Source organism: Streptomyces sp. NPDC053367 (assembly GCF_044545925.1).
Classification (GTDB): domain Bacteria; phylum Actinomycetota; class Actinomycetes; order Streptomycetales; family Streptomycetaceae; genus Streptomyces.
In genome coordinates this window covers 1-25,943 of sequence record NZ_JBITYN010000007.1, presented here as the reverse complement: position 1 = coordinate 25,943, position 25,943 = coordinate 1, and the positions used below count along the sequence as shown (strand labels likewise).

The 25,943-nt window shown below is 73.2% G+C and carries 22 protein-coding genes; 14 read left to right on the top strand and 8 right to left on the bottom strand.

The window, feature by feature from the left end; translation table 11 throughout:
* Positions 1–67: 67 nt before the first annotated feature.
* A complete protein-coding gene (locus tag ACIGXJ_RS20140) occupies positions 68–1,423 on the top strand; it encodes a peptidoglycan recognition protein (RefSeq protein ID WP_399647045.1) in 1,356 nt (451 codons plus the stop codon).
* A 109-nt stretch (positions 1,424–1,532) separates the two neighbouring features.
* The gene (locus tag ACIGXJ_RS20135) at positions 1,533–2,615 is read left to right on the top strand and encodes a sugar phosphate nucleotidyltransferase (protein ID WP_399647043.1); all 1,083 of its coding nucleotides are present in this window, start codon (positions 1,533–1,535) and stop codon (positions 2,613–2,615) included.
* 36 nt (positions 2,616–2,651) lie between these two features.
* Here ACIGXJ_RS20135 and ACIGXJ_RS20130 read toward each other — a convergent pair whose 3' ends face one another.
* The 4 genes from ACIGXJ_RS20130 to ACIGXJ_RS20115 form a co-directional block, all read right to left on the bottom strand.
* Positions 2,652–3,665 (bottom strand): DNA-3-methyladenine glycosylase family protein, encoded by a 1,014-nt coding sequence (locus ACIGXJ_RS20130; RefSeq protein ID WP_399647041.1) that lies wholly within the window; start codon positions 3,663–3,665, stop codon positions 2,652–2,654.
* 94 nt (positions 3,666–3,759) lie between these two features.
* Positions 3,760–5,070, bottom strand: a complete 1,311-nt coding sequence (locus ACIGXJ_RS20125) for a coenzyme F420-0:L-glutamate ligase (protein WP_399647039.1) — start codon at positions 5,068–5,070, stop codon at positions 3,760–3,762.
* Positions 5,067–6,026: a 2-phospho-L-lactate transferase gene (cofD, locus tag ACIGXJ_RS20120; protein WP_399647037.1), complete on the bottom strand. Its 960-nt coding sequence runs from the start codon at positions 6,024–6,026 to the stop codon at positions 5,067–5,069. The genes ACIGXJ_RS20125 and cofD overlap by 4 nt, the downstream gene beginning before the upstream one ends.
* 33 nt (positions 6,027–6,059) lie before the next feature.
* The gene (locus ACIGXJ_RS20115; protein WP_399647035.1) at positions 6,060–6,554 is read right to left on the bottom strand and encodes a cysteine dioxygenase; all 495 of its coding nucleotides are present in this window, start codon (positions 6,552–6,554) and stop codon (positions 6,060–6,062) included.
* Between the two features lie 715 nt (positions 6,555–7,269).
* On the opposite strand from ACIGXJ_RS20115, the gene ACIGXJ_RS20110 reads away from it, so the two are divergent.
* The 3 genes from ACIGXJ_RS20110 to ACIGXJ_RS20100 all read left to right on the top strand — a co-directional run bounded on the left by ACIGXJ_RS20110 (position 7,270) and on the right by ACIGXJ_RS20100 (position 12,864).
* Entirely contained in the window at positions 7,270–7,533 is a 264-nt protein-coding gene (locus ACIGXJ_RS20110; protein WP_003975777.1) for a WhiB family transcriptional regulator, read from the top strand.
* A gap of 169 nt (positions 7,534–7,702) precedes the next feature.
* Positions 7,703–11,383, top strand: a complete 3,681-nt coding sequence (locus ACIGXJ_RS20105) for a glycosyltransferase family 2 protein (protein WP_399647033.1) — start codon at positions 7,703–7,705, stop codon at positions 11,381–11,383.
* On the top strand, positions 11,380–12,864 hold the full coding sequence (locus ACIGXJ_RS20100; RefSeq protein ID WP_399647031.1) for a DUF5719 family protein: 1,485 nt from the start codon (positions 11,380–11,382) through the stop codon (positions 12,862–12,864). The genes ACIGXJ_RS20105 and ACIGXJ_RS20100 overlap by 4 nt, the downstream gene beginning before the upstream one ends.
* Before the next feature lie 9 nt (positions 12,865–12,873).
* Here ACIGXJ_RS20100 and ACIGXJ_RS20095 read toward each other — a convergent pair whose 3' ends face one another.
* Positions 12,874–13,323, bottom strand: coding sequence for a metallopeptidase family protein (locus ACIGXJ_RS20095; RefSeq protein WP_399648080.1), 450 nt, complete (start codon positions 13,321–13,323; stop codon positions 12,874–12,876).
* 296 nt (positions 13,324–13,619) lie between these two features.
* Between ACIGXJ_RS20095 and ACIGXJ_RS20090 the strand changes: the two genes are divergently transcribed.
* The 6 genes from ACIGXJ_RS20090 (at position 13,620) to ACIGXJ_RS20065 (ending at position 19,631) form a co-directional block, all read left to right on the top strand.
* Positions 13,620–14,039: a DUF3499 domain-containing protein gene (locus tag ACIGXJ_RS20090; protein ID WP_399647028.1), complete on the top strand. Its 420-nt coding sequence runs from the start codon at positions 13,620–13,622 to the stop codon at positions 14,037–14,039.
* A gap of 161 nt (positions 14,040–14,200) precedes the next feature.
* The gene (locus ACIGXJ_RS20085; RefSeq protein WP_399647025.1) at positions 14,201–15,565 is read left to right on the top strand and encodes a phosphomannomutase/phosphoglucomutase; all 1,365 of its coding nucleotides are present in this window, start codon (positions 14,201–14,203) and stop codon (positions 15,563–15,565) included.
* A 312-nt stretch (positions 15,566–15,877) separates the two neighbouring features.
* Complete coding sequence (locus ACIGXJ_RS20080) at positions 15,878–16,048, top strand: Trm112 family protein (protein WP_399647023.1); 171 nt, start codon at positions 15,878–15,880, stop codon at positions 16,046–16,048.
* A gap of 77 nt (positions 16,049–16,125) precedes the next feature.
* Positions 16,126–17,253 carry an SIS domain-containing protein gene (locus ACIGXJ_RS20075; protein WP_399647020.1) on the top strand — a complete coding sequence of 376 codons (1,128 nt, stop codon included), beginning with the start codon at positions 16,126–16,128 and terminating at the stop codon, positions 17,251–17,253.
* 95 nt (positions 17,254–17,348) lie between these two features.
* Complete coding sequence (gene manA, locus ACIGXJ_RS20070) at positions 17,349–18,500, top strand: mannose-6-phosphate isomerase, class I (protein ID WP_399647017.1); 1,152 nt, start codon at positions 17,349–17,351, stop codon at positions 18,498–18,500.
* A 153-nt stretch (positions 18,501–18,653) separates the two neighbouring features.
* Entirely contained in the window at positions 18,654–19,631 is a 978-nt protein-coding gene (locus ACIGXJ_RS20065) for a cation diffusion facilitator family transporter (protein ID WP_399647015.1), read from the top strand.
* Between the two features lie 121 nt (positions 19,632–19,752).
* Here ACIGXJ_RS20065 and lepB read toward each other — a convergent pair whose 3' ends face one another.
* On the bottom strand, positions 19,753–20,448 hold the full coding sequence (lepB, locus tag ACIGXJ_RS20060; protein ID WP_399647012.1) for a signal peptidase I: 696 nt from the start codon (positions 20,446–20,448) through the stop codon (positions 19,753–19,755).
* A gap of 313 nt (positions 20,449–20,761) precedes the next feature.
* Here lepB and ahcY point away from each other — a divergent pair, with 313 nt between their 5' ends.
* Positions 20,762–22,219 carry an adenosylhomocysteinase gene (ahcY, locus tag ACIGXJ_RS20055; RefSeq protein WP_399647010.1) on the top strand — a complete coding sequence of 486 codons (1,458 nt, stop codon included), beginning with the start codon at positions 20,762–20,764 and terminating at the stop codon, positions 22,217–22,219.
* 210 nt (positions 22,220–22,429) lie between these two features.
* Positions 22,430–23,044 carry a hypothetical protein gene (locus ACIGXJ_RS20050; RefSeq protein WP_399647008.1) on the top strand — a complete coding sequence of 205 codons (615 nt, stop codon included), beginning with the start codon at positions 22,430–22,432 and terminating at the stop codon, positions 23,042–23,044.
* A 334-nt stretch (positions 23,045–23,378) separates the two neighbouring features.
* On the opposite strand, the gene ACIGXJ_RS20045 is transcribed toward ACIGXJ_RS20050, so the two are convergent.
* Positions 23,379–24,431, bottom strand: a complete 1,053-nt coding sequence (locus ACIGXJ_RS20045) for an RDD family protein (RefSeq protein ID WP_399647005.1) — start codon at positions 24,429–24,431, stop codon at positions 23,379–23,381.
* Positions 24,432–24,558: 127 nt separating this feature from the next.
* On the opposite strand from ACIGXJ_RS20045, the gene ACIGXJ_RS20040 reads away from it, so the two are divergent.
* Positions 24,559–25,566, top strand: a complete 1,008-nt coding sequence (locus ACIGXJ_RS20040) for a stage II sporulation protein M (RefSeq protein ID WP_399647003.1) — start codon at positions 24,559–24,561, stop codon at positions 25,564–25,566.
* A 131-nt stretch (positions 25,567–25,697) separates the two neighbouring features.
* Here ACIGXJ_RS20040 and ACIGXJ_RS20035 read toward each other — a convergent pair.
* A partial coding sequence (locus tag ACIGXJ_RS20035) for a hypothetical protein (RefSeq protein ID WP_399647000.1) occupies positions 25,698–25,943 on the bottom strand: 246 nt, incomplete at its 5' end.

Below are 25,943 nucleotides of genomic sequence, written 5' to 3'. Positions count from 1 at the left end.
CGCCACCGGTTCGGAGCAACGGCAGCCGAAGGTCCGTCAACTCCCCGATGGACAGGTTTGTATGCCTATGTCCAGGATCAGGGGCATGCGTGGATTCAGTGGATACCTTGCCTCTTCCCTCGGGGTCACCTGTGCGGCCGCCCTCACCCTCCCGCTGGCCCTGCCGGCGGCCACGGCGACGGCCCTCCCGACGCCGCTCGTGGAGCAGGCCCCTGCCAAACACCCCCCCAACTCCCCGGACCTGCCCGGCTCCACCCAGTCCCTGCCCCTCGTCCCGCTCACCGTCTCGCGCACCCTCGGCGCCACCGCCGTACAGGGGCTGTCCCGTCAGGACGTACGGCGCTTCTCGCTGCTCGGTGTCGTATGGGACAACCCGGACACCGAACTGCACGGCCGCGTCCAGGTCCGCACCCGCGAGGCCACGAGCGGACAGTGGTCGGGCTGGCAGGACGTCGAGACGCACAACGCCGAGCACGCCGCCGACCCCGACACCGCCGAGCGCACCGCCCGCCGGGTCCGCGGCGCCACCGCCCCCCTGTGGGTGGGGGAGTCGAACGGCGTCGAGGTCCGGGTGCGGGCCACCACCCAGAGCCGCGTCGAGGAGACCGCACGCGGCGACCGCACGGCCACCAGCGAGGCGCCGCTGCCCTCGGGCCTGCGTCTCGAACTCATCGACCCCGGCCGGGCCAAGGACACCCCGAAGGGCTCACCGGCGGACAGCCCGCGCGTCGGCGCCCTGGAGATCCCCGCCCTCACCCGCGCCGAGACGGAACGCGAACTGGCCTCCCTGCAGGGCGCGCAGGCGGGCGCCGAGCCCAAGATCGGGCCGCGCCCGCGGATCGTCACCCGGGGCGGCTGGGGCGCGGACGAGAGCCTGCGCGAGAAGACCTTCATCTACACCGACAAGGTCAAGGCCGCCTTCGTGCACCACACCGCGTCCGGCAACAAGTACACCTGCTCGCAGGCCCCGTCCGTCATCCGCGGTATCTACCGCTACCACGTCAAGAGCATGGGCTGGCGGGACATCGGCTACAACTTCCTCGTCGACAGGTGCGGAAACATCTACGAGGGCCGCGCCGGCGGGGTGGCCAAGCCGGTCAAGGGCGCCCACACCCTCGGCTTCAACACCAGCAGCATGGGGATCGCGGTCATCGGCACCTACGACACCACCCGGCCGTCCGACTCCTCGGTGCGGGCCGTCGCCCAGCTGACGGCGTGGAAGCTCGGCCTCTACGGAGTCAATCCGCTCGGCAAGACGTACCTCACGTCCGGTGGTGGAAATCTCTACCAAAAGGGCAAGAATGTGCGACTGAACGTGATCTCCGGTCACCGGGACGGCTTCGCCACCCAGTGCCCGGGCGGTCTTCTGTACAGCAGGCTCGGCACCGCCCGCACCCAGGCCGCCGAGTACCAGGGCCGCTGACACGGGCCGCGAGCCGCGCACGTGCCCCGGGCGCGCGTGCGGGGCGTCTGCATACACTGGCCGGCCGAAAGACAGTTCGGCCGGTCCCGGCAGGAAGCAGAGACGACAGGTGACAGAAGCGATCCTCCTGGTCGGCGGCAAGGGCACCCGGCTGCGCCCGCTCACGGTGCACACGCCCAAGCCGATGGTCAGGGCGGCGGGGGTGCCGTTCCTCACGCACCAGCTGGCGCGGGCGCGGGCGGCAGGGGTGGAGCACATCGTGCTCGCGACCTCCTACCTGGCGGAGGTCTTCGAACCGTACTTCGGCGACGGCTCGTCCCTCGGCCTGCACATCGAGTACGTCACCGAGGAGGAGCCCCTCGGCACGGGCGGCGCGATCCGCAACGTCGCCTCGCGCCTGCACTCGGGCCCCGACGACCCGGTGCTGATCTTCAACGGGGACATCCTGACCGGCCTGGACATCCAGGCCCTGGTCGACACCCACGAGCGCACGGGCGCGGACGTCTCCCTGCACCTCACCCAGGTGACCGACCCGCGCGCCTACGGCCTGGTCCCCACGGACGGCACCGGCCGTGTGCTGGCCTTCCTGGAGAAGCCCCAGACGCCCGAGGAGATCGTCACCGACCAGATCAACGCGGGCGCCTACGTCTTCCGCCGCTCGGTCATCGACGCGATCCCCGCGGGGCGGCCGGTGTCGGTGGAGCGGGAGACCTTCCCCGAACTGCTGTCGGCGGGAGCGCACCTGCAGGGCATGGTCGACTCCACCTACTGGCTGGACCTCGGCACCCCGGCGGCCTTCGTCCGCGGCTCGGCCGACCTGGTGCTCGGCCGCGCCCCGTCCCCGGCCCTCCCCGGCCGCTGCGGCGACCGCCTCGTCCTGCCCACGGCCACCGTCGCCCCCGACGCCAAGCTCGCCGGCGGCACGGTCGTCGGCGAGGGCGCCTTCGTCGCCGAGGGCGCCCGCGTCTTCGGCTCCACCATCCTCCCCGGCGCCGTCATCGAACCCGGCGCGGTCATCACCGACTCCCTCATCGGCACCCGGGCCCGCGTCGGCACGCGCTCGATCCTCACGGGGACGGTGATCGGGGACGGGGCGGTGATCGGCGCGGACAACGAGCTGACGGACGGGGCGAGAGTGTGGTGCGACGCCCGCATCCCGGCGGGATCGGTGCGCTTCTCCTCGGACCAGTAGACGCAGACCGGGGTGCCGGGGGGCGAAGCCCCCTGGTCAGAGTCGGCCGATATCGACCCTGGGCATCTTGGGCACCCGCCGCGCCGGCACCTTCCCGCTCAGCAGAATGAGCCGGGCAGCCCGATGCCGCTGCCCGGCATACGGCTCCAGCAGCGACAGCATCACGGAGTCGTCGGCGTCCCGGTCACCGGCCAGGGCCCACCCCACGATCCCGGGCAGATGCACATCCCCGACGGTCACGGCGTCCGGCGCCCCATGACTGCGCTGCACGGTCTCCGCCGACGTCCACGGCCCGATCCCCGGCACGACCTCCAGCCGGGCCCGGGCGGCCTCGGGAGCCATCCCCACGGTCTGCTCCAGCCGCGCGGCCACCCGCACGGCACGCAGGACCGTCGAGGCCCGCTTGTCGTCGACCCCGGCCCGGTGCCACTCCCACGACGGGATCAGCGCCCAGGTCCGGGGCTCGGGCATCACGAACAGCCGCCCGCCCGCCGCGGGCCCCGGCGCCGGCTCCCCGAACTTGCGCACCAGCAGCCGCCACGCCCGGTACGCCTCGTCCGTCGTGACCTTCTGCTCCAGGATCGACGGGATCAGCGACTCCATCACCAGCCCGGTCCGCGTCAGCCGCAGCCCCGGCCGCCGATGCCGCGTCATCGCCACCAGCCGGTGCCGCGGGACGAACGCGTCCGGGTCGTCCGAGGCGCCGAGCAGGTCCGGCAGCCGCTCCAGCAGCCACTCGGCCCCCGGCCCCCACGCCTCGCCGCGCACCTCACCGCCGTACGCGGACACCCGCAGGGTGCCCGGCCCGGCGGGTGTGCGGCTGGCCCGCCACACCGACCCGTCGGACAGCGCGCGGAAGGTGGGATCGGCGGGCCCGCGCCGCAGCGGACCCAGCACCAGCCCCAGATCGAGCGGCCCCTGCGGCGCGTACGTCCGCACCCGCGCGGGCGCCGGAGCCGGCCGCGGCACACCGCCGGGCACGGCGACATGGCCGCCGCGCACGGTCGTACGCGTGGGCGGCTGGGGGCGCTGCGGGAAACGTCCTGCCACGAGTGAGATCCCTGGGAAGCCGGTCGGGTCCTACGAGCCTACGAGCCCCGGCGCCCCGCCACGCCCCTCTCGCGCATAGACGTACGCCACACCCTCAGCGCACCTCGATGAACGCCCCCGCGTCCCGCTCGGGCCGGGGGCGGGGCTCCTCGGCCGGATGACCGACGGCGACCGCGCCCATCGGGTCCCAGTCCTCGGGCAGCCCGAGCACCTCGCGCACCACGTCCCGGCAGAACATCGTCGAGGACACCCACGCCGAGCCCAGCCGCTCACCGGCCAGGGCGACCAGGAAGTTCTGCACGCCGGCGCCCGCGGCGACGACGAACATCTCCCGCTCGGCCCCGTCGCGGCGGGCGTCGCCGTAGCTGTGCGAGCCGTCCATGACCAGGCAGGGCACCACCAGGCAGGGCGCGTGGCGCAGCACGTCGCCGCGGCGCACGCGCTTGGCGACGGACTCCTCGGACTTGCCGTCCCGGCGCAGGTCCGCGATCCACGCCTCCCGCATCGCGTCCAGCAGCCGGGTGCGCGACTCCCGCGACTCCAGCAGCACGAACCGCCACGGGGTGGTGTGGTGCGGTGCGGGCGCGGTGACGGCCGCGGCGACCGCGCGGCGCACGGCACCGGGATCGACGGGGGCGTCGGTGAAGGCGCGGACGGTACGGCGCTGGGTGACCGCGAGCCGGACCGCCTCGGAGGTGCCGAGCCGGAACATGTCGTCCTGCCCGGCCCGCACCAGCGCCCGCGCACCGTCCCCGTCGCCCTCGGCGGTCACCTGCGGCAGCCCGCGTACGACGGCGACGGGCAGCCCGGCGGCCTTGCCCTTGACCAGATCGCCGGCGGCGGCCAGCTCGTCGGCCGTGGCCACGACCGTGGCGCTGAGCGGATTGCCGTGGGCGTCGGTGCCCCCGCGCAGATCGTCCAGCACGCGCACGCCGGCGGCGCCGATCGCGACGTCCGTGAGCCCCGCGCGCCACGGTCGACCGAACGTGTCGGTGACGACGACCCCGACGTCGACGCCGAGGATCTCCCGCAGCCCCGCGCGGATCGCCCGCGCGGAGGCGTCCGGGTCCTCGGGCAGCAACAGCACCGTCCCGGTGGGGGTGTTGGAGGCGTCGACCCCGGCGGCGGCCATGACCAGGCCCTGCCGGTTCTCCACGATCCGCAGCGCCCCGCGCCGGGCCACCACCCGCACGGTCTCGGCGTCGATGGCGGCCTCCCGGTCGGCGGCCTCGACGATCCGGCCCTCCGCCTTGGAGACGATCTTGGAGGTGACGAGGACGACGTCCCCGTCGGCGAGCCCCGGCTCGGCGGTGGCGATCAGCTTGGCGAGGTCGTCACCCGGCGCGACCTCGGGAAGCCCGGGCACCGCCCAGACCCGGTACTCCGGCGCGGCTGCCTCGCTCACCGGGCTCGTACCTCCTCGGCCAGGGCCAGCGCCTCGCGGGCCATCTGCGCGGCCGCGTCGAGGTCGGTCATCATCAGCGGCACGGCCCGGCAGCGGATGCCGGCCGCCTCCACGCGCTCCACCGCGCCCGCGTCGACGGTGTCCACCAGCCAGCCGTCCAGCAGTCCGGAGCCGTAGTGCTCGGCGACCGCCGCCGCCGTGGACTCCACGCCCACCGCCGCGAGCACCTTGTCGGCCATCCCGCGCACGGGCGCGTCCCCGACGATGGGGGACAGGCCCACCACCGGCACGTCCGCGTCGGCGATCGCCTCGCGGACGCCGGGCACGGCGAGGATGGTGCCGACGGACACGACGGGGTTCGACGGCGGGAAGAGCACCACGTCCGCCTCGGCGATGGCCTCCAGCACGCCGGGCGCGGGCTTGGCCTGCTCGGCGCCCACCGGCACGACCGCCTCGGCCGGCACGGACGCGCGCAGCCTTACCCAGTACTCCTGGAAGTGCACCGCCTTGCGCTCGCCCTCCAGCTCGACGGCGACATGCGTCTCCACGCGGTCGTCGGTCATCGGGATCAGCCGCACGCCCGGCTGCCAGCGGTCGCACAGCGCCTCGGTGACCGCGCTCAGCGGATAGCCGGCGCTCATCATCTGCGTCCGCACGATGTGCGTGGCGAAGTCGCGGTCGCCGAGCCCGAACCACTCCGGCCCGACGCCGTACGCCGCGAGTTCCTCCTTCAGATGGAAGGTCTCGTCCGCCCTGCCCCAGCCCTGCTCCTCGTTGATGCCGCCGCCGAGCGTGTACATCACCGTGTCGAGGTCCGGGCAGACCTTCAGCCCGAAGAGGTGGATGTCGTCCCCGGTGTTGCCGATGACCGTGATGTCCGCGTCCGGCGCGGCCTTCTTCAGACCGCGCAGGAACCGGGCACCACCGATGCCGCCTGCCAGAACCACAATGCGCATGGGTCAAGTCTGGCAGGCGGGTCCGACAATCCGTCAGGCGGTCACGGAACGCGCCGCGCAGAACGCCGCGGTGTGCATGGGCATCTCGGTCAGGCCCGGGAAGTACACGTGCAGGCTGACCGCCGGTTCCAGGGCGTCGTTGACGACCTCGTGGACGTAGCCCGGCGCGAACACCCGCTGGGCCCCGGCGCCCAGCGCGCGCGTGCCGCGCCCGGTGCGCTCGGTGAGGGTGCCGTCCAGCACGGTCAGCACCCCGGAGGAGCGACCGTGGTCGTGCGGTCCGCTGCCCTGTCCGGGCACCCAGGACAGCAGCCACACCTCGTAGCCGGGCCCGGTGCGCAGCCGGTGGTACCAGCGCGTGGTGGCGTCGTACCGGACGAGGTGCTCCCACTGGGAGCGGTCGGCGGCGATCGTGCGGGCCAGGCCGGCGAACTCGGCGACGGTGGCCGGGTGCTCGCGCGGGGCCTGGAGCAGGTGCGGGACCTCGAGGATGTCGCCGGCGATCTGGAGGTCGCTGTCGCTGTTCATGGATGCGGGGGTTCCTCGGCGGGGTGTGGGGGGCGGCTGGGTGTCGCGGTCCGTCCGCCCGGATCACGGGGGACAGGGGTGCCCGGGTACGGGCGACGGGAACAAGCAGCCGAGTCGCGGTGGACTCAGGAGGCAGCCGGAGCGCGCGTGGGGCTCAACAGCTGGGACAACAGCAACAGCCACGACGAACGGTGGCAGCACCGAGGGACCCGGCGGTGCGGGTCGAGGTGAGCGCCAAGTTCGCGAGCATGCCCACAAGGACAGCGGTTCACACCTTCACTGTCAACTTCACGCCCGGTATGTGGGACACGGTTCACCTCATTCGGTTCATCTGCGAGGCGAAAGGTTTGTTCAGCCGTCCGCCCGGACACATGGCGCACAACCGGGCGCACAAGCCCCGTTGCGAACCCGTGATCCCGTTGTGATCCGGTTCGCTTCGGCGCGCGTGTCGGAACGAGATCGAACGTCCGGGCGTCCTTCTCCGTACAGGTCCGTGCGGGGCCGGAGGCCCCCGGGGCTCTCTCTGCCTGTCGAGGTTTATGGCGATTTGAACACTTTCCGCATGGCCTTGGTTCCGCAGAGTGAATAAGGGGCCCAATAGCAGATCTCGGCTTGACTCGCCCGGAGCAGCACACTTGTAATTTCACTCGTGTCGTTCAGCCGGAATCGGTAACGGCTACATCACGGGGACGCGAAAGACAGACGAGGGGCGCACATGACCGAGCTGGTGCAGCAACTGCTGGTCGACGACGCGGACGAGGAACTCGGCTGGCAGGAGCGCGCGCTGTGCGCCCAGACCGACCCCGAGTCCTTCTTCCCCGAGAAGGGCGGCTCCACCCGCGAGGCCAAGAAGGTCTGCCTCGCCTGTGAGGTCCGCTCCGAGTGCCTCGAGTACGCCCTCGCCAACGACGAACGCTTCGGCATCTGGGGCGGCCTGTCCGAGCGGGAACGCCGCCGACTGAAGAAGGCCGCCGTCTGACGCACGGCCCCGACCGCACGACCGAACGGCCCGTCGCCGGTGGGTTATCCACAGGCGGCGGGCCGCTGTGGTGGCCAGCCGATAGTGTGGTCGCTCGTCCGAGACGCCTCGTCATCCCCACGGGACACGGGCGTCCACCGCAGTCCAGCGAACCGGGGCCCGTACCTCGATGTCCGTGCACAGCCACACGGCGGCGCAGAACGGCGCCGCCACACCAGAGTTCCCGCGCCATGTCGTGACCGCGGTCGTCGTCTCCCACGACGGTGCCCGCTGGCTGCCCGACGCACTCGCCGGGCTGCTCGGCCAGGAGCGCCCCGTCCAGTACGCCGTCGCCGCCGACACCGGCAGCGCCGACGACTCCGCCGCGCTGGTCACCGACGCCCTCGGCCCCGACCGCGTGCTCCACCTCGCCCGCCGCACCGGCTTCGGCCAGGCCGTCGAGGAGGCCCACCGCACCGCCCCCCACCTCACCCCCGAGGACCTGCCGTACCTGAAGCGGCCCAGCGGCTGGGACCCCGTCACCCGCCAGTGGCGCGACGACACCTACGACCTGCCCGAACTTCCCTACGGCGAGCCGGTCCAGTGGCTGTGGCTGCTGCACGACGACTGCGCCCCCGAACCCGACGCCCTCGCCCAACTGCTGCGCGTCGTCGACAACGAACTCGAGCTCGGCCGCGACGACGTGGCCGTGGTCGGCCCCAAACTCCGCGGCTGGTACGACAAGCGCCAGCTCCTCGAGGTCGGCGTCTCCATCGCCCACTCCGGCCGCCGCTGGACCGGCCTGGACCGCCGCGAACAGGACCAGGGGCAGCACGACCACGTCCGCTCCGTGCTGTCGGTGTCCACCGCGGGCATGCTGATCCGCCGCGACGTCTTCGAGCGGCTCGGCGGCTTCGACCGGCGCCTGCCCCTGATGCGCGACGACGTCGACCTGTGCTGGCGCGCCCACGCGGCGGGCCACCGCGTCCTGATCGCCCCCGACGCCGTCGTCCGGCACGCCGAGGCCGCCTCCCGCGAGCGCCGCACCGTCGACTGCGCGGGCCGCACCACCGCCTCCCCGCACAAGGTCGACAAGGCCGGCGCCGTCTACACCCTGCTGGTCAACACCCGCACCGCCCTGCTGCCCTGGGTGCTGCTGCGGCTCGTCCTCGGCACCGTGCTGCGCACCCTCGCCTACCTCGTCGGCAAGGTCCCCGGACAGGCCGTCGACGAGATCCGCGGCCTCCTCGGCGTGCTGCTGCGGCCCGAGCGGATCATCGCCGGCCGGCGCACCCGCGGCCGCCCCCAGATCGACAAGGGCGAACTGCGACAGCTCTTCCCGCCGCCGGGCGCGACCGTCCGCGCCACCGTCGAACAGGTCGCGGGCGACCTCTTCGGCGGCTCCGACGCCGAGTCCGCCTCCGGCGCCGGACGGCACGGCGGCGCCGTCGAGTCCGGACCCGGCGGCGACGACGCCGACTTCCTGGAGATCGAGCAGTTCGCCCGCCTCAAGCGCGTCGCCCGCAAACCGGCCCCGGTGCTGTTCCTGGTCCTGCTGCTCGTCTCACTGGCCGCCTGCCGCGCCCTGTTCGGCGGCGGCGCCCTCGCCGGCGGCGCGCTGCTGCCCGCCCCCGCGGGCGCGGGCGAACTGTGGTCGCGCTACCTGGACTCCTGGCACCCCGTCGGCGCCGGAGGCACCCCCACCGCCCCGCCGTACCTCGCCGTCGTCGCCCTGCTGGCCTCGCTGCTGCTGGGTTCCACCGGGCTCGCCCTCACCACCCTGCTGGTCGCCTCCGTACCGCTGGCCGGCCTCAGCGCCTACTTCGCCTCGCGGCCGCTGGTGACGTCGAGGCTGCTGCGCGCCTGGGCCGCCGTCGCCTACGCCTTCCTGCCCGCCGTCACCGGCGCACTCGCCGGCGGCCGCCTCGGCACCGCCGTCCTCGCCGTGCTGCTGCCGCTCATCGCCCGCGCGGGCGTCGCGGCGAGCGGCCTGACCCACTCCTCCGGCGCCCGCGGCAGCTGGCGCGCCACCTGGGCGTACGCACTGCTGCTGACGATCGCCACCGCCTTCACCCCCATCGTGTGGCCCGCCGCCCTGGTCCTCGGCGTCGGCCTGCTCGTCGTACGCCGCGGCGACATCACCGCCTACGGCCTGCGCTTCCTGGCCCAGCTCGGCACGCCCCTGCTGCTGCTCGCGCCCTGGTCGCTGACACTGCTGCCGGCCGGCTTCTTCACCGAGGCCGGCCTGGAGTACGGCCCGTCGACCGCCACGGCGCTCGACCTGCTCGGCGCGAGCCCGGGCGGGCCCGGCACCGTGGACGGGCTGATGCTCGTCGGCATCGTCCTCGCCGCGCTGGCCGCCCTGCTGCGCGCCGAGCGCCGCCCCGCCATCGTGACGGCCTGGGCCGTCGCCCTGGTCGGCCTCGCCCTCGCGGTGCTGTCCAACCGCTCCGCCTGGGCCGGACCGGCCACCCTGGTCTACGGCCTCGCCCTGCTCGCGGCCGCCGTCCTCGGCGCCGACGGGGCACGCGCACGCGTGGCCGAGCAGAGCTTCGGCTGGCGCCAGCCGGTCGCCGCGCTGATCGCGTTCGCCTCCGCCGCGGGCCCGCTGCTCGTCGCCGTCGGCTGGATGATCGGCGGCGCCGACGGCCCCCTGGAGCGCCGCGACCCGGTGCAGGTGCCCGCGTTCGTCGCCGAGGAGGGCAACAACCCCGACCAGGCGCGCACGCTCGTCCTCGACAGCGACTCCACCGCCCACGTCGGCTACACCCTGGTCCGCGGCTCAGGCGCCCGCCTCGGTGACGCCGAACTGGCCGCGGCCGACGGGGACAACGCCCGCCTGGACAAGGTCGTCGCCAACCTCGTCGCGGGCTCCGGCGCCGACCAGGCCACCCAGCTCGGCGACTTCGCGGTCCGCTACGTCCTCGTCCACAAGGGCGCCCCGCGCGAGGTCAGCCGCATCCTGGACGCCACCCCCGGCCTGTCCCGGCTCAGCCAGAAGGACGGCAGCGCCCTGTGGCAGGTCGACCGGCAGGTCGCGCGCGCGACGATCGTCAGCGACGGCGCCGCCGAACCGCAGCCCGTCGCCGCCGGCCCGGTCGAGATCCACACCACCGTCCCGGCCGGCCCCGAGGGCCGCGTCCTGCGCCTCGCCGACACCGCCTCCGAGGGCTGGACCGCCACCCTCGACGGCACCCCGCTCACCCGCAAGACCCTCGACGGCTGGGCCCAGGGCTTCGAACTGCCCGCCGCGGGCGGCCGCCTGGACCTCACCCACGACGACCCGATCGGCCACACCGCCCGGCTGTGGACGCAGGGCTTCCTCGCCCTCGTCCTCGTCGTCCTCGCCCTGCCCGGCCGCCGCCGCGACATCGACGACGACCTGCCCGAGGAGACCCCGGTCCCCGCCCAGGCCACCGCAGGCGAGGGCCGCCGCGCCCGCCGCCTGCGCGCCCAGGCCGAGGCCGGGACCGAGCCGGCGCCCGCAGAGGACGTCCACGCCGACGAGTTCCCGCCGATGCCCGAGCAGACCCCGGTCGCCGTCCCGCAGCAGCAGTCGTACGACACCTGGGACACCACCGCCGACCCCTATCCCGGCCACGCCGAGCAGTACCCGGCGGGCACCTACGGCGGCGGCCACCAGCCCGACCCGTACCAGTCGGGCCAGTACGACCCGTACGCCTACGGCGGGACCGCCCGGACGACGTCGTACGACACCCACTACGACCAGGGCTACGACCAGGGCTACGGCCAGGGCTACGACCCGTCGTACGGCCAGGGGTACGACCCCGGGTACGACCCGGCGAACCCGGACCCCTCGGCCCACCCGCACGCCACCGGCAGCGAGCGCCCCGACGGGAGCCAGCAGTGAACCGCACGACCCTGTCCCTGATCGCCGCCACCGCCGCGCTCGCCGCCGTCACCGGCCTCGGCGCGCTCACCGCGCCCGGCGCCTCCGGCACGGACACCGCACAGGCTGCCGCGTACCTGCCCGTGGAGCGCAGCACACTCGTGTGCCCGGCGCCCAGCACCTCCGACCTCGCCGACACCACGTACACGTCGTTCACCCCCGTCACGAAGGGCACCGGGGAGGACGGCAGGGCCGCCCTGCTGCCCGCCACCGCGGCCGGGCCCGGCTCCGGGAAACCGGTCAAGAAGGCACCCAGGCCCGTCCTGAAGCCCGGCGCCCCGGGCACGCCCGTCAGCGGGGACATCTCCGGCGGCCAGGCGCCCGCCCTGATCGGCACCGCCGAGGGCAAGGCCGCCCCCGGCTGGAGCGTCCTGCAGACCACCGAGGTCGCCGCGGGCACGGGGCGGGGCCTGGCGGGCGTCGACTGCACCGCCCCCGACACCGAGTTCTGGTTCGTGGGCGCCTCGACCGACGCCGACCGCACCGACTACGTCCATCTGACCAACCCCGACGACTCGGCGGCCGTCGTCGACCTCGAGCTGTACGGCAAGGACGGCGCCCTGGAGTCCACGGTCGCCGAGGGCATCACCGTCAAGCCCGGCGCCACCGAGCCGATCCTGCTGTCCACCCTCACCGACGGCCCGCAGAGCGACCTCACCGTGCGCGTCAACGTGCGCAGCGGCCGCGTCGGGGCCGCCCTGCTGGCCCTGGACGACAAGCTCGGCGGCGACTGGCTGGCCCCGGCCGCCGACCCCGCCGGCACCCTCGTCGTGCCCGGCATCCCCGAGGACGCCACGTCCGTGCGCCTGATCGCCTTCACCCCGGGCGACTCCGACGCCGACCTCAAGGTGCGCCTCGCCGCCCCGTCCGGCCTGATCACCCCCGCCGGACAGGAGACCCTGCACGTGAAGTCGGGCATGACCACCGCCGTCGACCTCGGCGACGTCACGCGCGGCGAGGCCGGTTCGCTGGTGCTGACCCCGACCGACCGCTCGGTGCCGGTCGTCGCCGGCGTACGGGTCGTACGGGGCAAGGGCGACAAGCAGGAGACGGCCTTCATCCCGGCCGCCCGCCCGGTCGGCCCGCGCGCGAACGCCCTCGGCAACACCGCCAAGGGCACCACCCTGTCGCTCACCGCGCCCAGCGGCGACGCCAAGGTCGAGGTGACCGCCTCCGCCGGCACCGAGGGCGGCACGGCCGTGACCGAGACGTACACGGTCAGGTCCGGCACCACCCAGGACGTGGAACTCCCGGAGCTCAACGGCCTGAAGGGCACCTACGCGCTCACCGTGGAGACCGTCTCCGGCGGGCCGCTCTACGCCTCCCGGACCCTTCGGGCGACGAAGGACGGCGTACCGGCGTTCACGGTGCAGACCCTGTCCGACGACCGCGGCATGGTCGCCGTGCCGCGCGCGGAGCAGGATCTGTCGGTGCTGCAGTAGCCCGGGCGGTCAGTCCTCGCCGTAGCGCGGGTCGACCGTCTCGGGGGTGAGCCCCAGCAGTTCGGCGACCTGCTCGACGACGACCTCGTGCACCAGGGCGGCGCGCTCGTCGCGTCCCTTGGTGCGGATCTCCACCGGCCTGCGGTAGACCACCACCCGCGCGCGGTGTCCCTCGTGCGCGGGAACCGTGCCGCCCAGCGGGACCGGCTCGTCGTGCCATGCCTCTCCCGCCGAGGCCGGCCGCGGCACCTCCAGGACCATGAAGTCGATGTCGGCGAGCTGCGGCCAGCGCCGCTCCAGACGCTCCACCGAGTCCTGCACCAGGTCGGCGAACAGCTCGGCGCGGCTCGCGGCGAGCGGCACCTGCGGCGGCGCGATCGGGCCGCGCATGCCCCGGCCGTGGCGGTCGCGGCGGCGGGGCCCGGGGCCGGTGGCAGGGGGCGGTACGGGGGTGTCCATCACTGGTGAAGCCTAGTTCTTGTCCGCACGGGCCGCCCGGTGCCCACGCGGCGCACCGGACGGCATCCGGCCACACCTCGGAGTGTGTCGGAGGATGACCATTCCAGCCAAGGTTGGGCTCGATTCCGTATCTCTCCGAGACTGTTGAAGACGGGCCGAATGCTGCGGTTTGTGCCGAGTGGTGACCGTGCCCGGTGCTGTGGGATCCGCCGAAAATGCATGTCTGTGCAGGTCAGCGGGGTATGACAGAAGGGGTTTGTGGGACGTTTCGCTACACGACACGGTGGGGTGACCTGGTGGAGAGTCGTCGCGGCCCGCTCAAGAGTGCGGTACCGTCCAACGTCGTGAGCCCTGTACGTCGCTGTTCGCGCACCGCCTGCGGCCGACCCGCCGTCGCGACGCTGACGTACGTCTACGCCGACTCGACCGCGGTCCTCGGCCCGCTCGCCACCTACGCCGAGCCCCACTGCTACGACCTGTGCGCCGAGCACTCCGAGCGCCTCACCGCGCCGCGCGGCTGGGAGGTCGTCCGGCTCCTCGACGGCTCGGCCCCGGCCCGCCCCAGTGGCGACGACCTCGAGGCGCTCGCCAACGCCGTGCGCGAGGCGGCCCGTCCGCAGGAACGCGCCGCCCAGGCCGGCGGCGCCCGCACGGCCGACCCGATGGAGGTGGCCCGCCGTGGCCACCTGAGGGTGCTGCGCTCCCCGGACAACTGACCTGTCCCGGCGCCCGGTCGGGCACCTTTCCGGCCGGTCCGGCCCGAATCCACCCGGTCCTGAGGTCCACGTCGCGAAGACCACCAGATGGTGCGCTCACCGTGTCCGCAGGCCGTACGGGTAGTTTGAGGCGACCGACAGGACATTCAGGAGGGTTGGCCGTGGTTGCTGATCTGTCACAGATCGTGAAGGCGTACGACGTTCGCGGAGTCGTCCCCGACCAGTGGGACGAGTCGCTCGCGGAGCTGTTCGGTGCCGCCTTCGCCCAGGTGACCGGCGCCGACGCGATCGTCATCGGATACGACATGCGGCCCTCGTCGCCGGGCCTCGCGGGCGCGTTCGCCCGGGGCGCCGCCGCGCTGGGCGTCGACGTCACCGAGATCGGACTGTGCTCCACGGACCAGCTGTACTACGCCTCGGGCGCCCTGGGGCTGCCCGGCGCGATGTTCACCGCCTCGCACAACCCGGCGCAGTACAACGGCATCAAGATGTGCCGGGCCGGCGCCGCCCCGATCGGCCAGGACACCGGCCTCGACGAGATCCGCGAACTCGTCGCGAAGTGGCGCGAGTCGGGCGCCCCGGCCGCGGCCGAGGCGCCGGGAACCGTCACCCGGCGCGAGACGTTGAAGGACTACGCGGCCCACCTCCGCTCCCTCGTCGACCTGACCTCCATCCGCCCCCTGAAGGTCGTCGTCGACGCGGGCAACGGCATGGGCGGCCACACCGTACCCACCGTCTTCGAGGGCCTGCCCCTTGAGCTGGTGCCGATGTACTTCGAGCTGGACGGCACCTTCCCCAACCACGAGGCCAACCCGCTGGACCCCGCCAACCTCGTCGACCTCCAGGCGCGTGTGCGCGAGGAGCGCGCCGACCTCGGCATCGCCTTCGACGGCGACGCCGACCGCTGCTTCGTCGTGGACGAGCACGGCGACCCGGTCTCCCCGTCCGCCGTCACCGCCCTGGTCGCCTCCCGCGAACTCGCGCGCCACGGCGGCTCGGGCACGGTCATCCACAACCTCATCACCTCCTGGTCCGTCCCCGAGGTCGTCGAGGAGAACGGCGGCACGCCCGTCCGCACCCGCGTCGGCCACTCCTTCATCAAGGCCGAGATGGCGCGCACCGGCGCGATCTTCGGCGGCGAGCACTCCGCGCACTACTACTTCCGCGACTTCTGGAACGCCGACACGGGCATGCTGGCCGCCCTCCACGTCCTCGCCGCCCTCGGCGGCCAGGAGGGCCCCCTGTCCGCCCTCACCGCGTCCTACGACCGCTACGCCGGCTCCGGCGAGATCAACTCCACGGTCGACGACCAGGCCGGCCGCCTCGCCGCGATCCGCTCCGCGTACGAGGGCCGCGAGGACATCGTCCTCGACGACCTCGACGGGCTCACCGTCACCTCCACCGACTGGTGGTTCAACGTCCGCCCCTCCAACACCGAGCCGCTGCTCCGCCTGAACGCGGAGGCGCGGGACGAGGCGACGATGGCCAAGATCCGGGACGAGGCGCTGGCGATCATCAGGGGCTGAGGCTGGATCCACCTACGGGGGTCGCCTCCGCGGGTGCGGGTGCGGGTGCGGGTGCGTGTGCATGTGCGTGTGCGGCTCGGGCTGCGGGTGCGGGCCGTGGGTGGCCGGTCGCGCGGTTCCCCGCGCCCCTCGGGGGCGCGTAGTGGCCGGCGCCGGCAGCCTGGGTGCCGCCGGTGCGGGCGAGCGGCACCGGCCCCGCCCGCACGTGCCGGCTTCCCGCCGATACCCCCGTACCGCCACAGACCACCCACTGCGGCGGTACGCTGACCAGGCACATACGCATACCCAGCCCCGCCCCGAAGGGACGCCCCCATGCCGCTCGAAGCCGGCCTTCTGGAGATCCTCGCCTGCCCGGCCTGCCACTCGGCCCTCAAGGACCAGGACACCGAGCTGCTCTGCACGGGTCAGGACTGCGGCCTGGCGTACCCGGTCCGCGACGGCATCCCCGTGCTCCTGGTGGACGAGGCCCGCCGCCCGGCGTAACGGCACCGCACCCCAGCCCCCCGCACAGGCCAGCGCAGCGCTCACGCACCGAACCCGGCGACCGGAGGCTTCCGCCCATGCTCGACGAATCGCTGCTCGACACCCCGGACGCCCTCGCGGAGGCCGACCAGCGCGCCCTGCTGCGCGGTGCCGCCGAGGCCGGCGCCCGCGTCCGCACCGCCACCCGGGCCGCTGCCGAGTCCGGCGTCGGCGACCTCAAGCCCGACGGCCGCCCGCGCGCGGTCCTCATCGCCGGCCCCGGAGCGGCCGCGATCTGCGTCGCCGACCTGCTCGGCACCCTCGCGGGCCCCGGCAGCCCCGTCATCCGGCTGGCCCCCACCGGCGTCGCCCCCGCGGCCGGCGCCCTGCGCTGGGAGCTGCCCGGCTGGACCGGCTCCGTCGACCTGCTGCTGATCACCACCCCCGACGGCACCGAACCCGGTCTGTCCCTGCTCGCCGAGCAGGCCTACCGCCGCGGCTGCACGGTCGCCGCCGTCGCTCCCGCCGGTACGCCGCTCGGCGAGGCCGTCGCGCAGAGCCACGGCCTGTTCGTGCCGATGGCGACCGCCCCGTACGAACTGGAGCAGACCCCCACCGCCTCCGCACCCGGAGTCCTGTGGGCCCTGCTCACCCCGCTGCTCGCGCTGCTGGACCGCATCGGCCTGGTCTCCGCGCCCGCCGACGCGCTGGAGAAGGTCGCCGACCGGCTCGACCAGGTCGCCGAACGCTGCGGCCCCGCCATCGCGACGTACAGCAACCCGGCCAAGACCCTCGCCGCCGAACTCGCCGAAGCGCTACCGGTGATCTGGACCGAGGGCACCTCCGCGGGGCCGGCCGGCCGCCGCTTCGCCGCCGCGCTCGCCGAGCTCTCCGGCCGCGCCGCGCTGGTCGCCGAACTGCCCGAGGCCCTCTCCTCGCACAGCGCCCTGCTGGCCGGCCCGCTCGCCGCCAGCGCCGACCCCGACGACTTCTTCCGCGACCGCGTCGAGGAACCCCCCGCCCTGCGCGCGCGTGTGGTGCTGCTGCGCGACCGCCCCATCGGCGGCCTCACCGCCGCGCCCGCCGCCCGCGAGGTGGCCCTCAGCCACGACACGCCGATCAGCGAACTCGAACCGGAGCCCGGCGACGAGCTCGTCACCCTCGCGGAACTGATCGCCATCACGGATTTCGCCGCCGTTTACCTGGCGCTCGCCTCGGGAGCCTGATGTAGCCCAGGACACCCTGACCGTCGTACGCGAAGACGCCCCGCCGTCCTACGCTTCGCACGCGTCGCGAGAAGAGAGAGCAGACAGACACGCGCATGGACCGCCTCGACAACACCGTCCGCCCCTACGCCTGGGGCTCCACCACCGCGATTCCCCGGCTCCTCGGCGTCGAGCCGACCGGTGAGCCGCAGGCGGAACTGTGGATGGGCGCCCACCCCGGCGCGCCCTCGCGCACCGGGCGCGGCACGCTCGTCGAGGTCATCGACGCGGACCCGGTGCGCGAGCTGGGCGAGGCGACGGTCGCCAGGTTCGGGCCGCGGCTGCCTTTCCTGTTCAAGGTCCTCGCCGCCGGCGCCCCGCTCTCCCTCCAGGTCCACCCCGATCTGGAGCAGGCCCGGCAGGGCTACGCCGACGAGGAGCGCCGCGGCGTCCCCATCGACGCCCCGCACCGCAACTACAAGGACCCCAACCACAAGCCCGAACTGATCTGCGCCCTCACCGAGTTCGACGGCCTGTGCGGCTTCCGCGACCCGCTGCGCTCCGCCGAACTCCTCGACGGCCTCGGCGTCGACTCCCTCAAGCCGTACGCCGACCTGCTGCACGCCCACCCCGAGGACGCCGCCCTGCGCGAGATGCTCACGGCCGTGCTGAGCGCCGACCCCGAGGACATGGCCCACACCGTCGCCGAGGCCACCGCCGCCTGCGTCCGCCTCGGCGGCCCCTACGCGCCCTACGCCGAACTCGCCCACCACTTCCCGGGCGACGCGGGCGTCATCGCCGCGATGCTGCTCAACCACGTCCGGCTGCAGCCCGGCGAGGCCCTCTACCTCGGCGCCGGCATTCCGCACGCCTACCTCGGCGGCCTCGGCGTCGAGATCATGGCCAACTCGGACAACGTCCTGCGCTGCGGCCTGACCCCCAAGCACGTCGACGTCCCCGAACTCCTGCGCGTGGTCCGCTTCGAGGCCGCCGACCCGGGCGTGCTGCGCCCGGAGGCGTCCCCGGACGGCGAGGAGGTCTACGAGGCCCCCATCGACGAGTTCCGGCTCTCCCGCTACGTCCTGCCGCCCGGCGGCGCCTCGCACGACCTCACTCGCGCCACCCCGCAGATCCTGCTCTGCACCGCCGGCACGATCCACGCCGGCGAGCACCGGCTCACCTCCGGCGCCTCCGTCTTCGTGCCCGCCGGCGAAACAGCCGAAGTGTCCGGTACGGGCACGCTCTTCCGGGCCACCGTCATCGCCTGATCGGGCGTCATGACCGGGGGGACGCGCCCGTCCCCGAGCGGGCTGCAACAATGACCCACCGGCAAAGGACGGGCAAAGCCGTGGGCGAGGCCCGGGCGGCGTACGACCTCGTACGACCGCGTACGACTGGGCATGAAGGGAATACGCGAACTCATGAGCGCGTCAGGCGGTACCAAGGCGATCGTGGCGGCACTCGCCGCCAACCTCGCGATCGCGGCATCGAAGTTCGTGGCGTTCGCCTTCAGTGGCTCGTCCTCCATGCTCGCCGAGGGCGTCCACTCGCTCGCCGACTCCGGCAACCAGGCGCTGCTCCTGGTCGGCGGCAAGAAGGCCCAGCGCGAGGCGACCCCGCAGCATCCCTTCGGCTACGGGCGCGAGCGCTACATCTACGCCTTCCTCGTCTCCATCGTGCTGTTCTCGGTCGGCGGCATGTTCGCCCTCTACGAGGGCTACGAGAAGATCAAGCACCCGCACGAGATCGAGCACTGGTACTGGCCCGTCGGCGTCCTCGCCTTCGCGATCATCGCCGAGGCCTTCTCCTTCCGCACCGCCATCAAGGAGTCCAACGAGCTCCGCGGCACGCAGTCCTGGAAGGAGTTCGTCCGCCGCGCCAAGGCGCCCGAGCTGCCGGTCGTCCTGCTGGAGGACTTCGGCGCGCTCGTCGGCCTGGTCCTCGCGCTCGGCGGCGTCGGCCTCGCCCTCGCCACCGGCGACGGCGTCTGGGACGGCATCGGCACCCTGTGCATCGGCGTCCTGCTGATCCTCATCGCCCTCGTCCTCGCCGCCGAGACCAAGTCGCTGCTGCTCGGCGAGGCCGCAGGCGTCGAGGAGGTCAAGAAGATCGAGGCCGCCGTCGTCGACGGCGACACCGTCACCGGCGTCATCCACATGCGCACCCTGCACCTCGGCCCCGAGGAACTCCTGGTCGCCGCGAAGATCGCCGTCCGCCACGACGGCACGGCCGGCGAGATCGCCACCGCCATCGACGCCGCCGAGTCCCGCATCCGCACCGCCGTCCCCATCGCCCGCGTCATCTACCTCGAGCCCGACATCTACAACGAGGCCGAGGCCGCCAAGGGCCCGGACCCGGAGGCGACCCCCGGCGGGCCGGTGCCCACCACGGGGCACTGACCCCGGCTTCCCCCGCTCGTACGCCCGGGCCCGCCGAACCTTCGGCGGGCCCGACGCGTGTCCGGCCCCACCCCGGGGGGAAGGCCTCACACCCCGAGCGGCCCCACCCCGGGGGAAGGCCTCACACCCCGAGCGGCCCCACCGGCCAGGGCGGATCCGCCAGGCCGCCCCGTCGGCGCACGTGCCGCCCGCCCAGGACGAGGATCAGGCCCGCCAGGGCGACGACCAGCCCGCCCAGCGCGACCACGACCAGCGGGAGCGCAGCACTCCCCCCGTCCACCACCCGCCCCTGCACCGCCTCCACGGGAACCGTCCCGCCCAGGCCGCCCCCGTAGGTCCGCGAGTCGTTGGAGACGCTCCGGTAGTCGCCGAGCACGAACAACCGCCCCTCGGGCACCTCGACGACGTACTCCTCGTTCGCCCCGCCCGGAACCCGCCCGTCCACGATTCCGTCCGCCACATACGGCTCGTCCAGCGGCCGGCCGTTCACCAGCAGCCGCTGCCCCGCACCGGCCCCGGCGCAGCACTCGACGCGATCGCCGCCCACCCCCACGACCCGCTTGACCACCGAGTCCTCGAAGCCCTGGACCTCGGGCGCCGAGAAGACCACGACATCGCCCCGCTCGACCTCGGCGCCGCCGACAGCCGTGTCCACGACCAACCGCTCCCCGGCCGCGTACGTCGGCCTCATCGAGTCGCCGCCCACCCGGACCCCGTCATGACCGGCCCACCACCACCCGAGGCAGCCGACCACCACCAGCAGACCCACACCCACCGACACCCACCCGGCCACCGACAGCCGACGCACCAACCCCATGGACCCGCCCCTCCGAATCTCCGTACGGCCGCCGACAGTAACGCCCACCACAACGAGCATGATCGGCCGGATGAGTTCACAGGCGGACTGGGGACGGCCGGGCCCAGCGGTGTAGCTTGGAGTGGAGCCAGACGTCGCTGCTGATGGCGGTCGGGCGGTCCCATGGCGGACCGACCGAGGGAGAGAGGGCCTCCGACGGACTGCGCTGCGCGCACGCGGGCATGCCTGTGTCCTCTTTCGGGCACCCCTGTGTCCGCCGCCGCGCAGAACAGCCGTACCCAGACCTCGACCCGATCCCGAGGAGCAGCCCGTAATGACGACTGTCGACAACCGACAGGACTTCAAGGTCGCCGACCTCTCCCTGGCCGAGTTCGGCCGCAAGGAGATCACCCTCGCCGAGCACGAGATGCCCGGCCTGATGGCGATCCGCAAGGAGTACGCCCAGGCGCAGCCCCTCAAGGGCGCCCGCATCACCGGTTCCCTGCACATGACCGTGCAGACCGCCGTCCTGATCGAGACCCTGGCCGCCCTGGGCGCGCAGGTCCGCTGGGCCTCCTGCAACATCTTCTCCACCCAGGACCACGCGGCCGCCGCCATCGCCGTCGGCCCGAACGGCACCCCGGACAACCCCCAGGGCATCCCGGTCTTCGCCTGGAAGGGCGAGACCCTGGAGGAGTACTGGTGGTGCACGGAGCAGGCCCTGACCTGGCCGAACACCCCCACCGGCGGCCCCAACATGATCCTGGACGACGGCGGCGACGCCACCCTCCTGGTTCACAAGGGCGTCGAGTACGAGAAGGACGGCAAGGTCCCCTCGCCCGACACCGCCGAGTCCGATGAGCACCGCGTCATCCTCGAGCTCCTCACCCGGACCGTGGCCGAGACCCCGCAGAAGTGGACCCAGCTGGCGTCCGAGATCCGCGGCGTCACCGAGGAGACCACGACCGGCGTCCACCGCCTGTACGAGATGCAGCGCGAGGGCACCCTCCTGTTCCCGGCGATCAACGTCAACGACGCCGTCACGAAGTCGAAGTTCGACAACAAGTACGGCTGCCGCCACTCCCTGATCGACGGCATCAACCGCGCCACCGACACCCTGATCGGCGGCAAGACCGCCGTCGTCTGCGGCTACGGCGACGTCGGCAAGGGCTGCGCCGAGTCCCTGCGCGGCCAGGGCGCCCGCGTGATCATCACCGAGATCGACCCGATCTGCGCCCTGCAGGCGGCGATGGACGGTTACCAGGTCACCACCCTGGACGACGTCGTCGAGACCGCCGACATCTTCATCACCACGACCGGCAACAAGGACATCATCCTGGCCTCGGACATGGCCAAGATGAAGCACCAGGCCATCGTCGGCAACATCGGCCACTTCGACAACGAGATCGACATGGCCGGCCTCGCCAAGGTCCCCGGCATCGTCAAGGACGAGGTCAAGCCGCAGGTCCACACCTGGACCTTCCCGGACGGCAAGAAGATCATCGTCCTGTCCGAGGGCCGCCTGCTCAACCTGGGCAACGCCACCGGCCACCCGTCCTTCGTGATGTCCAACTCCTTCGCGGACCAGACCCTGGCCCAGATCGAGCTGTTCACCAAGCAGGCCGAGTACCCGATCGGCGTCTACACCCTGCCCAAGCACCTCGACGAGAAGGTCGCCCGCCTCCACCTGGACGCGCTCGGCGTCAAGCTCACCAAGCTGCGCCCGGAGCAGGCCGCGTACATCGGCGTCGAGGTCGACGGCCCGTTCAAGCCGGACCACTACCGCTACTGAGGCGTGCCGTCGCCGTCGCCGGACTCGCAACCGCAGAGTCCGGCGGCCCGGCCCGCCGGGTGCGCGTCCGTGCACTGACGCGCACCGCAGCGCCAGGTCCGACCCCAGAGGCAGGCCCCCGCACCCCCGTGCCGGGGGCCTGCCCCTTTCCACGGACCGGCAGCCTCGGCGAGCCGGCCGACCCCGAGCCCGTCAGAACCCAGGACCCCCATGCCCCGCGGCCGTTATTCGCTCCACGATCCGCACGATCACACCCTCCTCGCACTCGAACACTTCCACTGCGCACCCGGCCCCTCGGGCTGGCGCTACGTCTCCCAGCTGACCACTCCGTCGGGAGACCACCACGGCTCCGTCGACCTCGCCCTCGACGAGCTCGGCCGCCCCATCCGCCTGGAACTCCACGCGGGAAGCTGGCAGGTGCGCGGCGCCGCCCTCGACGGCGTCACCTGGGTCCGCACGGACCCCACCGGCACCCATGCCACGGAAGGCAATGTGCGCGCCCACGCCTTCACCGGCACGTCCCCCGCGTTCCTCGTCGCCACGGCTCGTCTCCTGCGCCTCACCCCCTCCGGCGAAGCGACCCGCGTACGCCTGGTCGCCTTCACGGACCCGGTCCTCGCCCCCCGCACCGTGGACCAGTCCTGGGCCCTGGTGAACAGAGAAGCACACGCCACTGACAACGCCCCCCTGACCGTGGACGAATACCAGGTCACAGCCCTGGACACGGGTGAACAGCACTCGGTTCACATCGCCGGGGACGTGGTCCTGGCGGCCCCCGGCATCGAGCTGGAGGACCTCGAAACGCCACCGTCCCGGTTCGACTGAGGGGCTACGGGCGGAGGGGCCGGCCTGGTCGCCGGCCGCGGCGGCCTCGACGGCTTCGACGGCCACGCGGTCACAGGGGCCACGACGGTCACGACGGCCACGATGCCACGATGGCCACGACGGTCACGACGGTCACGCGGTCACGATGGTCACGACGGCCACGCGGTCACGATGGTCACGACGGCCACGCGGTCACGATGGCCACGACGGCCACGCGGTCACGATGGCGGGCCGGTGGCAGGAAAAGTCGGCCGCGCCCGCAGGCAGGCGGGGCAGCCGTCCCAGGCGAGCCCACCGGACCCGGCTCTGGACGGCGTCCAGCCCACCGGCGGCCTCACGCCGGAGGCGCGAACCCCCCGCCCGGCCTGTCCGCCGACGACTCGTCCCGGACGCCGGCTCCGGGCCCAGCACCCGGAACCGCCGGCTCGGACGCCACGGCCGGAGGGGAGTAGGGGACAACCGGGGGGGAGCAGGGCGCGGCCGGAGGGGTGTACGTCCCGGCCGGAGAGGCGTACGTCCCGGCGCCACCCGCCGCCCCCACGGAAGCCCCCGTACCCGCTGCCGGCGCAGACGCAGGTCCGTACGACGACTCGACGGCCGCTCCCGGACCGCCCGGCACCGCGCCGCCGACGGCAGCGCCCTGCCCGAAGGCCCGCTGAGCCTCCCGAGCCTGCCGCTCCTGCAGCACCGCGGCCAGATACGCGGCCGGCGGAACGCCCTGCGGGACGGGCGCCCCCGTACGCGCCGTGACATCCGCGGCGAGCCGACCCGCCATCGCCGCGCCGACCTGCGGATCAAGCTGCTGCATCCGCGTCAGGTACTGACGCACGGCCAGCCACAGCCCATCGGGCACCGCGGACAGGTCGACGCCGGAGAAACGACCCGACATCCAGGGCGGAGGCGGCGGCACGAACCCGCTGCGCGCCGCAGGCACACGCTCCCGCACCACGAGCGTCCCCGCGAAGACGTCCCCGAGCCGACGACCTCGCGCCGACACGAGCGAGGCGATACAGGCGACGACCCCGAACGTCATCAGGATCTCGACCACGCCCACGGCACCCCGTACCAGCGCGTGCCGGAAGCGGATCGGCCCGCCGTCGTCCCGCACCACCCGCAGACCGCACGCCATCTTCCCGAGCGAACGCCCGTGACTGAGCGTCTCCACCGCGATGGGCACGCCCACCAGGACGAGGATGAACGACGCGATCGACACGGCCATCTGCGCGGCCTCGTCCAGCGACGCCGTGGCTATCGCCAGCACGATCGTCACCGCCGTATAGGCGACGCCGACCACCACCAGGTCGAGCAACACGGCAAGCGCCCTGCTCGGCAGCTTCGCCGGGCGCAGCTCCAACGCCACCGCCTCGCCCGTCACCAGCTCACTCACGCCCGCCGTCCTTCCCTGACCTGCCCGGAGAACCGTCAGTCTGCCAAGCTGAGGGCGCATCGCGCCCCAGTACGACAAGCTGACATCCGCGACGACCGCGACGACAAGCCGAGGAGCAGGCACACCGATGGACCTCGACGTCTTCGTCTCCGCCCACCGCGCGGAGTGGGACCGCCTCGACGCCCTCCTCGGGCGCCGGCGCCGCCTCACCGGCGACGAGGTCGACGAACTCGTCGCGCTCTACCAGCGCACCGCCACTCATCTCTCCCAGATCCAGTCCAGCGCCCCCGACCCACAGCTCACGGGCCGGCTCAGCCAACTGGTGGCACGCGCGCGCAGCGCCGTCACGGGCACCCGCCGCGCCTCATGGCGCGACGTCACGGCCTTCCTGCTGTACGGCTTCCCCGCCGCGGTCTACCGCGCGCGCCACTGGTGGGTTCCCACCGCCCTCATCTCCACCCTCGTCGCCGCCCTGCTGGGCTGGTGGATCGGCACCCACCCCGAAGTGCAGGCATCCATCGGGGCCCCGACCGAGCTGCGCGAGATGACACGCCCCGGCGGCCAGTACGAGACCTACTACTCCAGCCATCCGGCGACGTCCTTCGCCGCCCAGGTGTGGACGAACAACGCCCAGGCCGCCGCGATGTGCCTCGTCCTGGGCATCTTCCTGGGCCTCCCCGTCATCTGGATCCTCTTCCTCAACATGCTCAACCTGGGGGTGGGTATCGGCCTGATGTCCTCCGCAGGACGCCTGGACACCTTCCTCGGCCTGGTCCTCCCGCACGGCCTCCTCGAACTGACCGCCGTCTTCGTCGCCGCCGGCACAGGCCTGCGCCTCGGCTGGACCCTCATCGACCCCGGTCCGCGCACGCGCCGTACGGCCCTGGCCGAAGAGGGCCGGGCGGCCGTGGGCATGGCGATAGGCCTGGCCCTGGTCCTGTTCATCTCCGGCGCCATCGAAGGTTTCGTCACCCCCTCCGGCCTGCCCACCTGGGCCCGCATCGCCATCGGCATCACCGCCGAGGTGGCCTTCCTGCTGTACGTCTACGTCCTCGGCGGCCGGGCAGCCCGCGAGGGCGCCACAGGCGACGTCACGGCCGCCGAGCGCAGCGCCAGGGTGCCGACGGCCGCCTGATGTGCGGATCGCTCCGCTGAGCTGCTAGTCTCCTCTTCGCCCCGCAGGAGCCGTTGACACGGAGCAGGCGGGGAGGTAGATTCGAACAGTTGCCTGGACTGGTCCTGAACCGGTCGGCGGCGGGTTAGAATCTACGAGCTTCTTGAAACATCGATCGCATCGATATCAATGAAGCCGCCCCCGATGAAATCGGAAAACGACGGCCGGTCAAACCGGCTCGAAACTTCTGATAAAGTCGGAACCGCCGGGAAGGGAAACGCGGAAGCGGGAACCTGGAAAGCGCCGAGGAAATCGGATCGAGAAAAGATCTGATAGAGTCGGAAACGCAAGACCGAAGGGAAGCGCCCGGAGGAAAGCCCGAGAGGGTGAGTACAAAG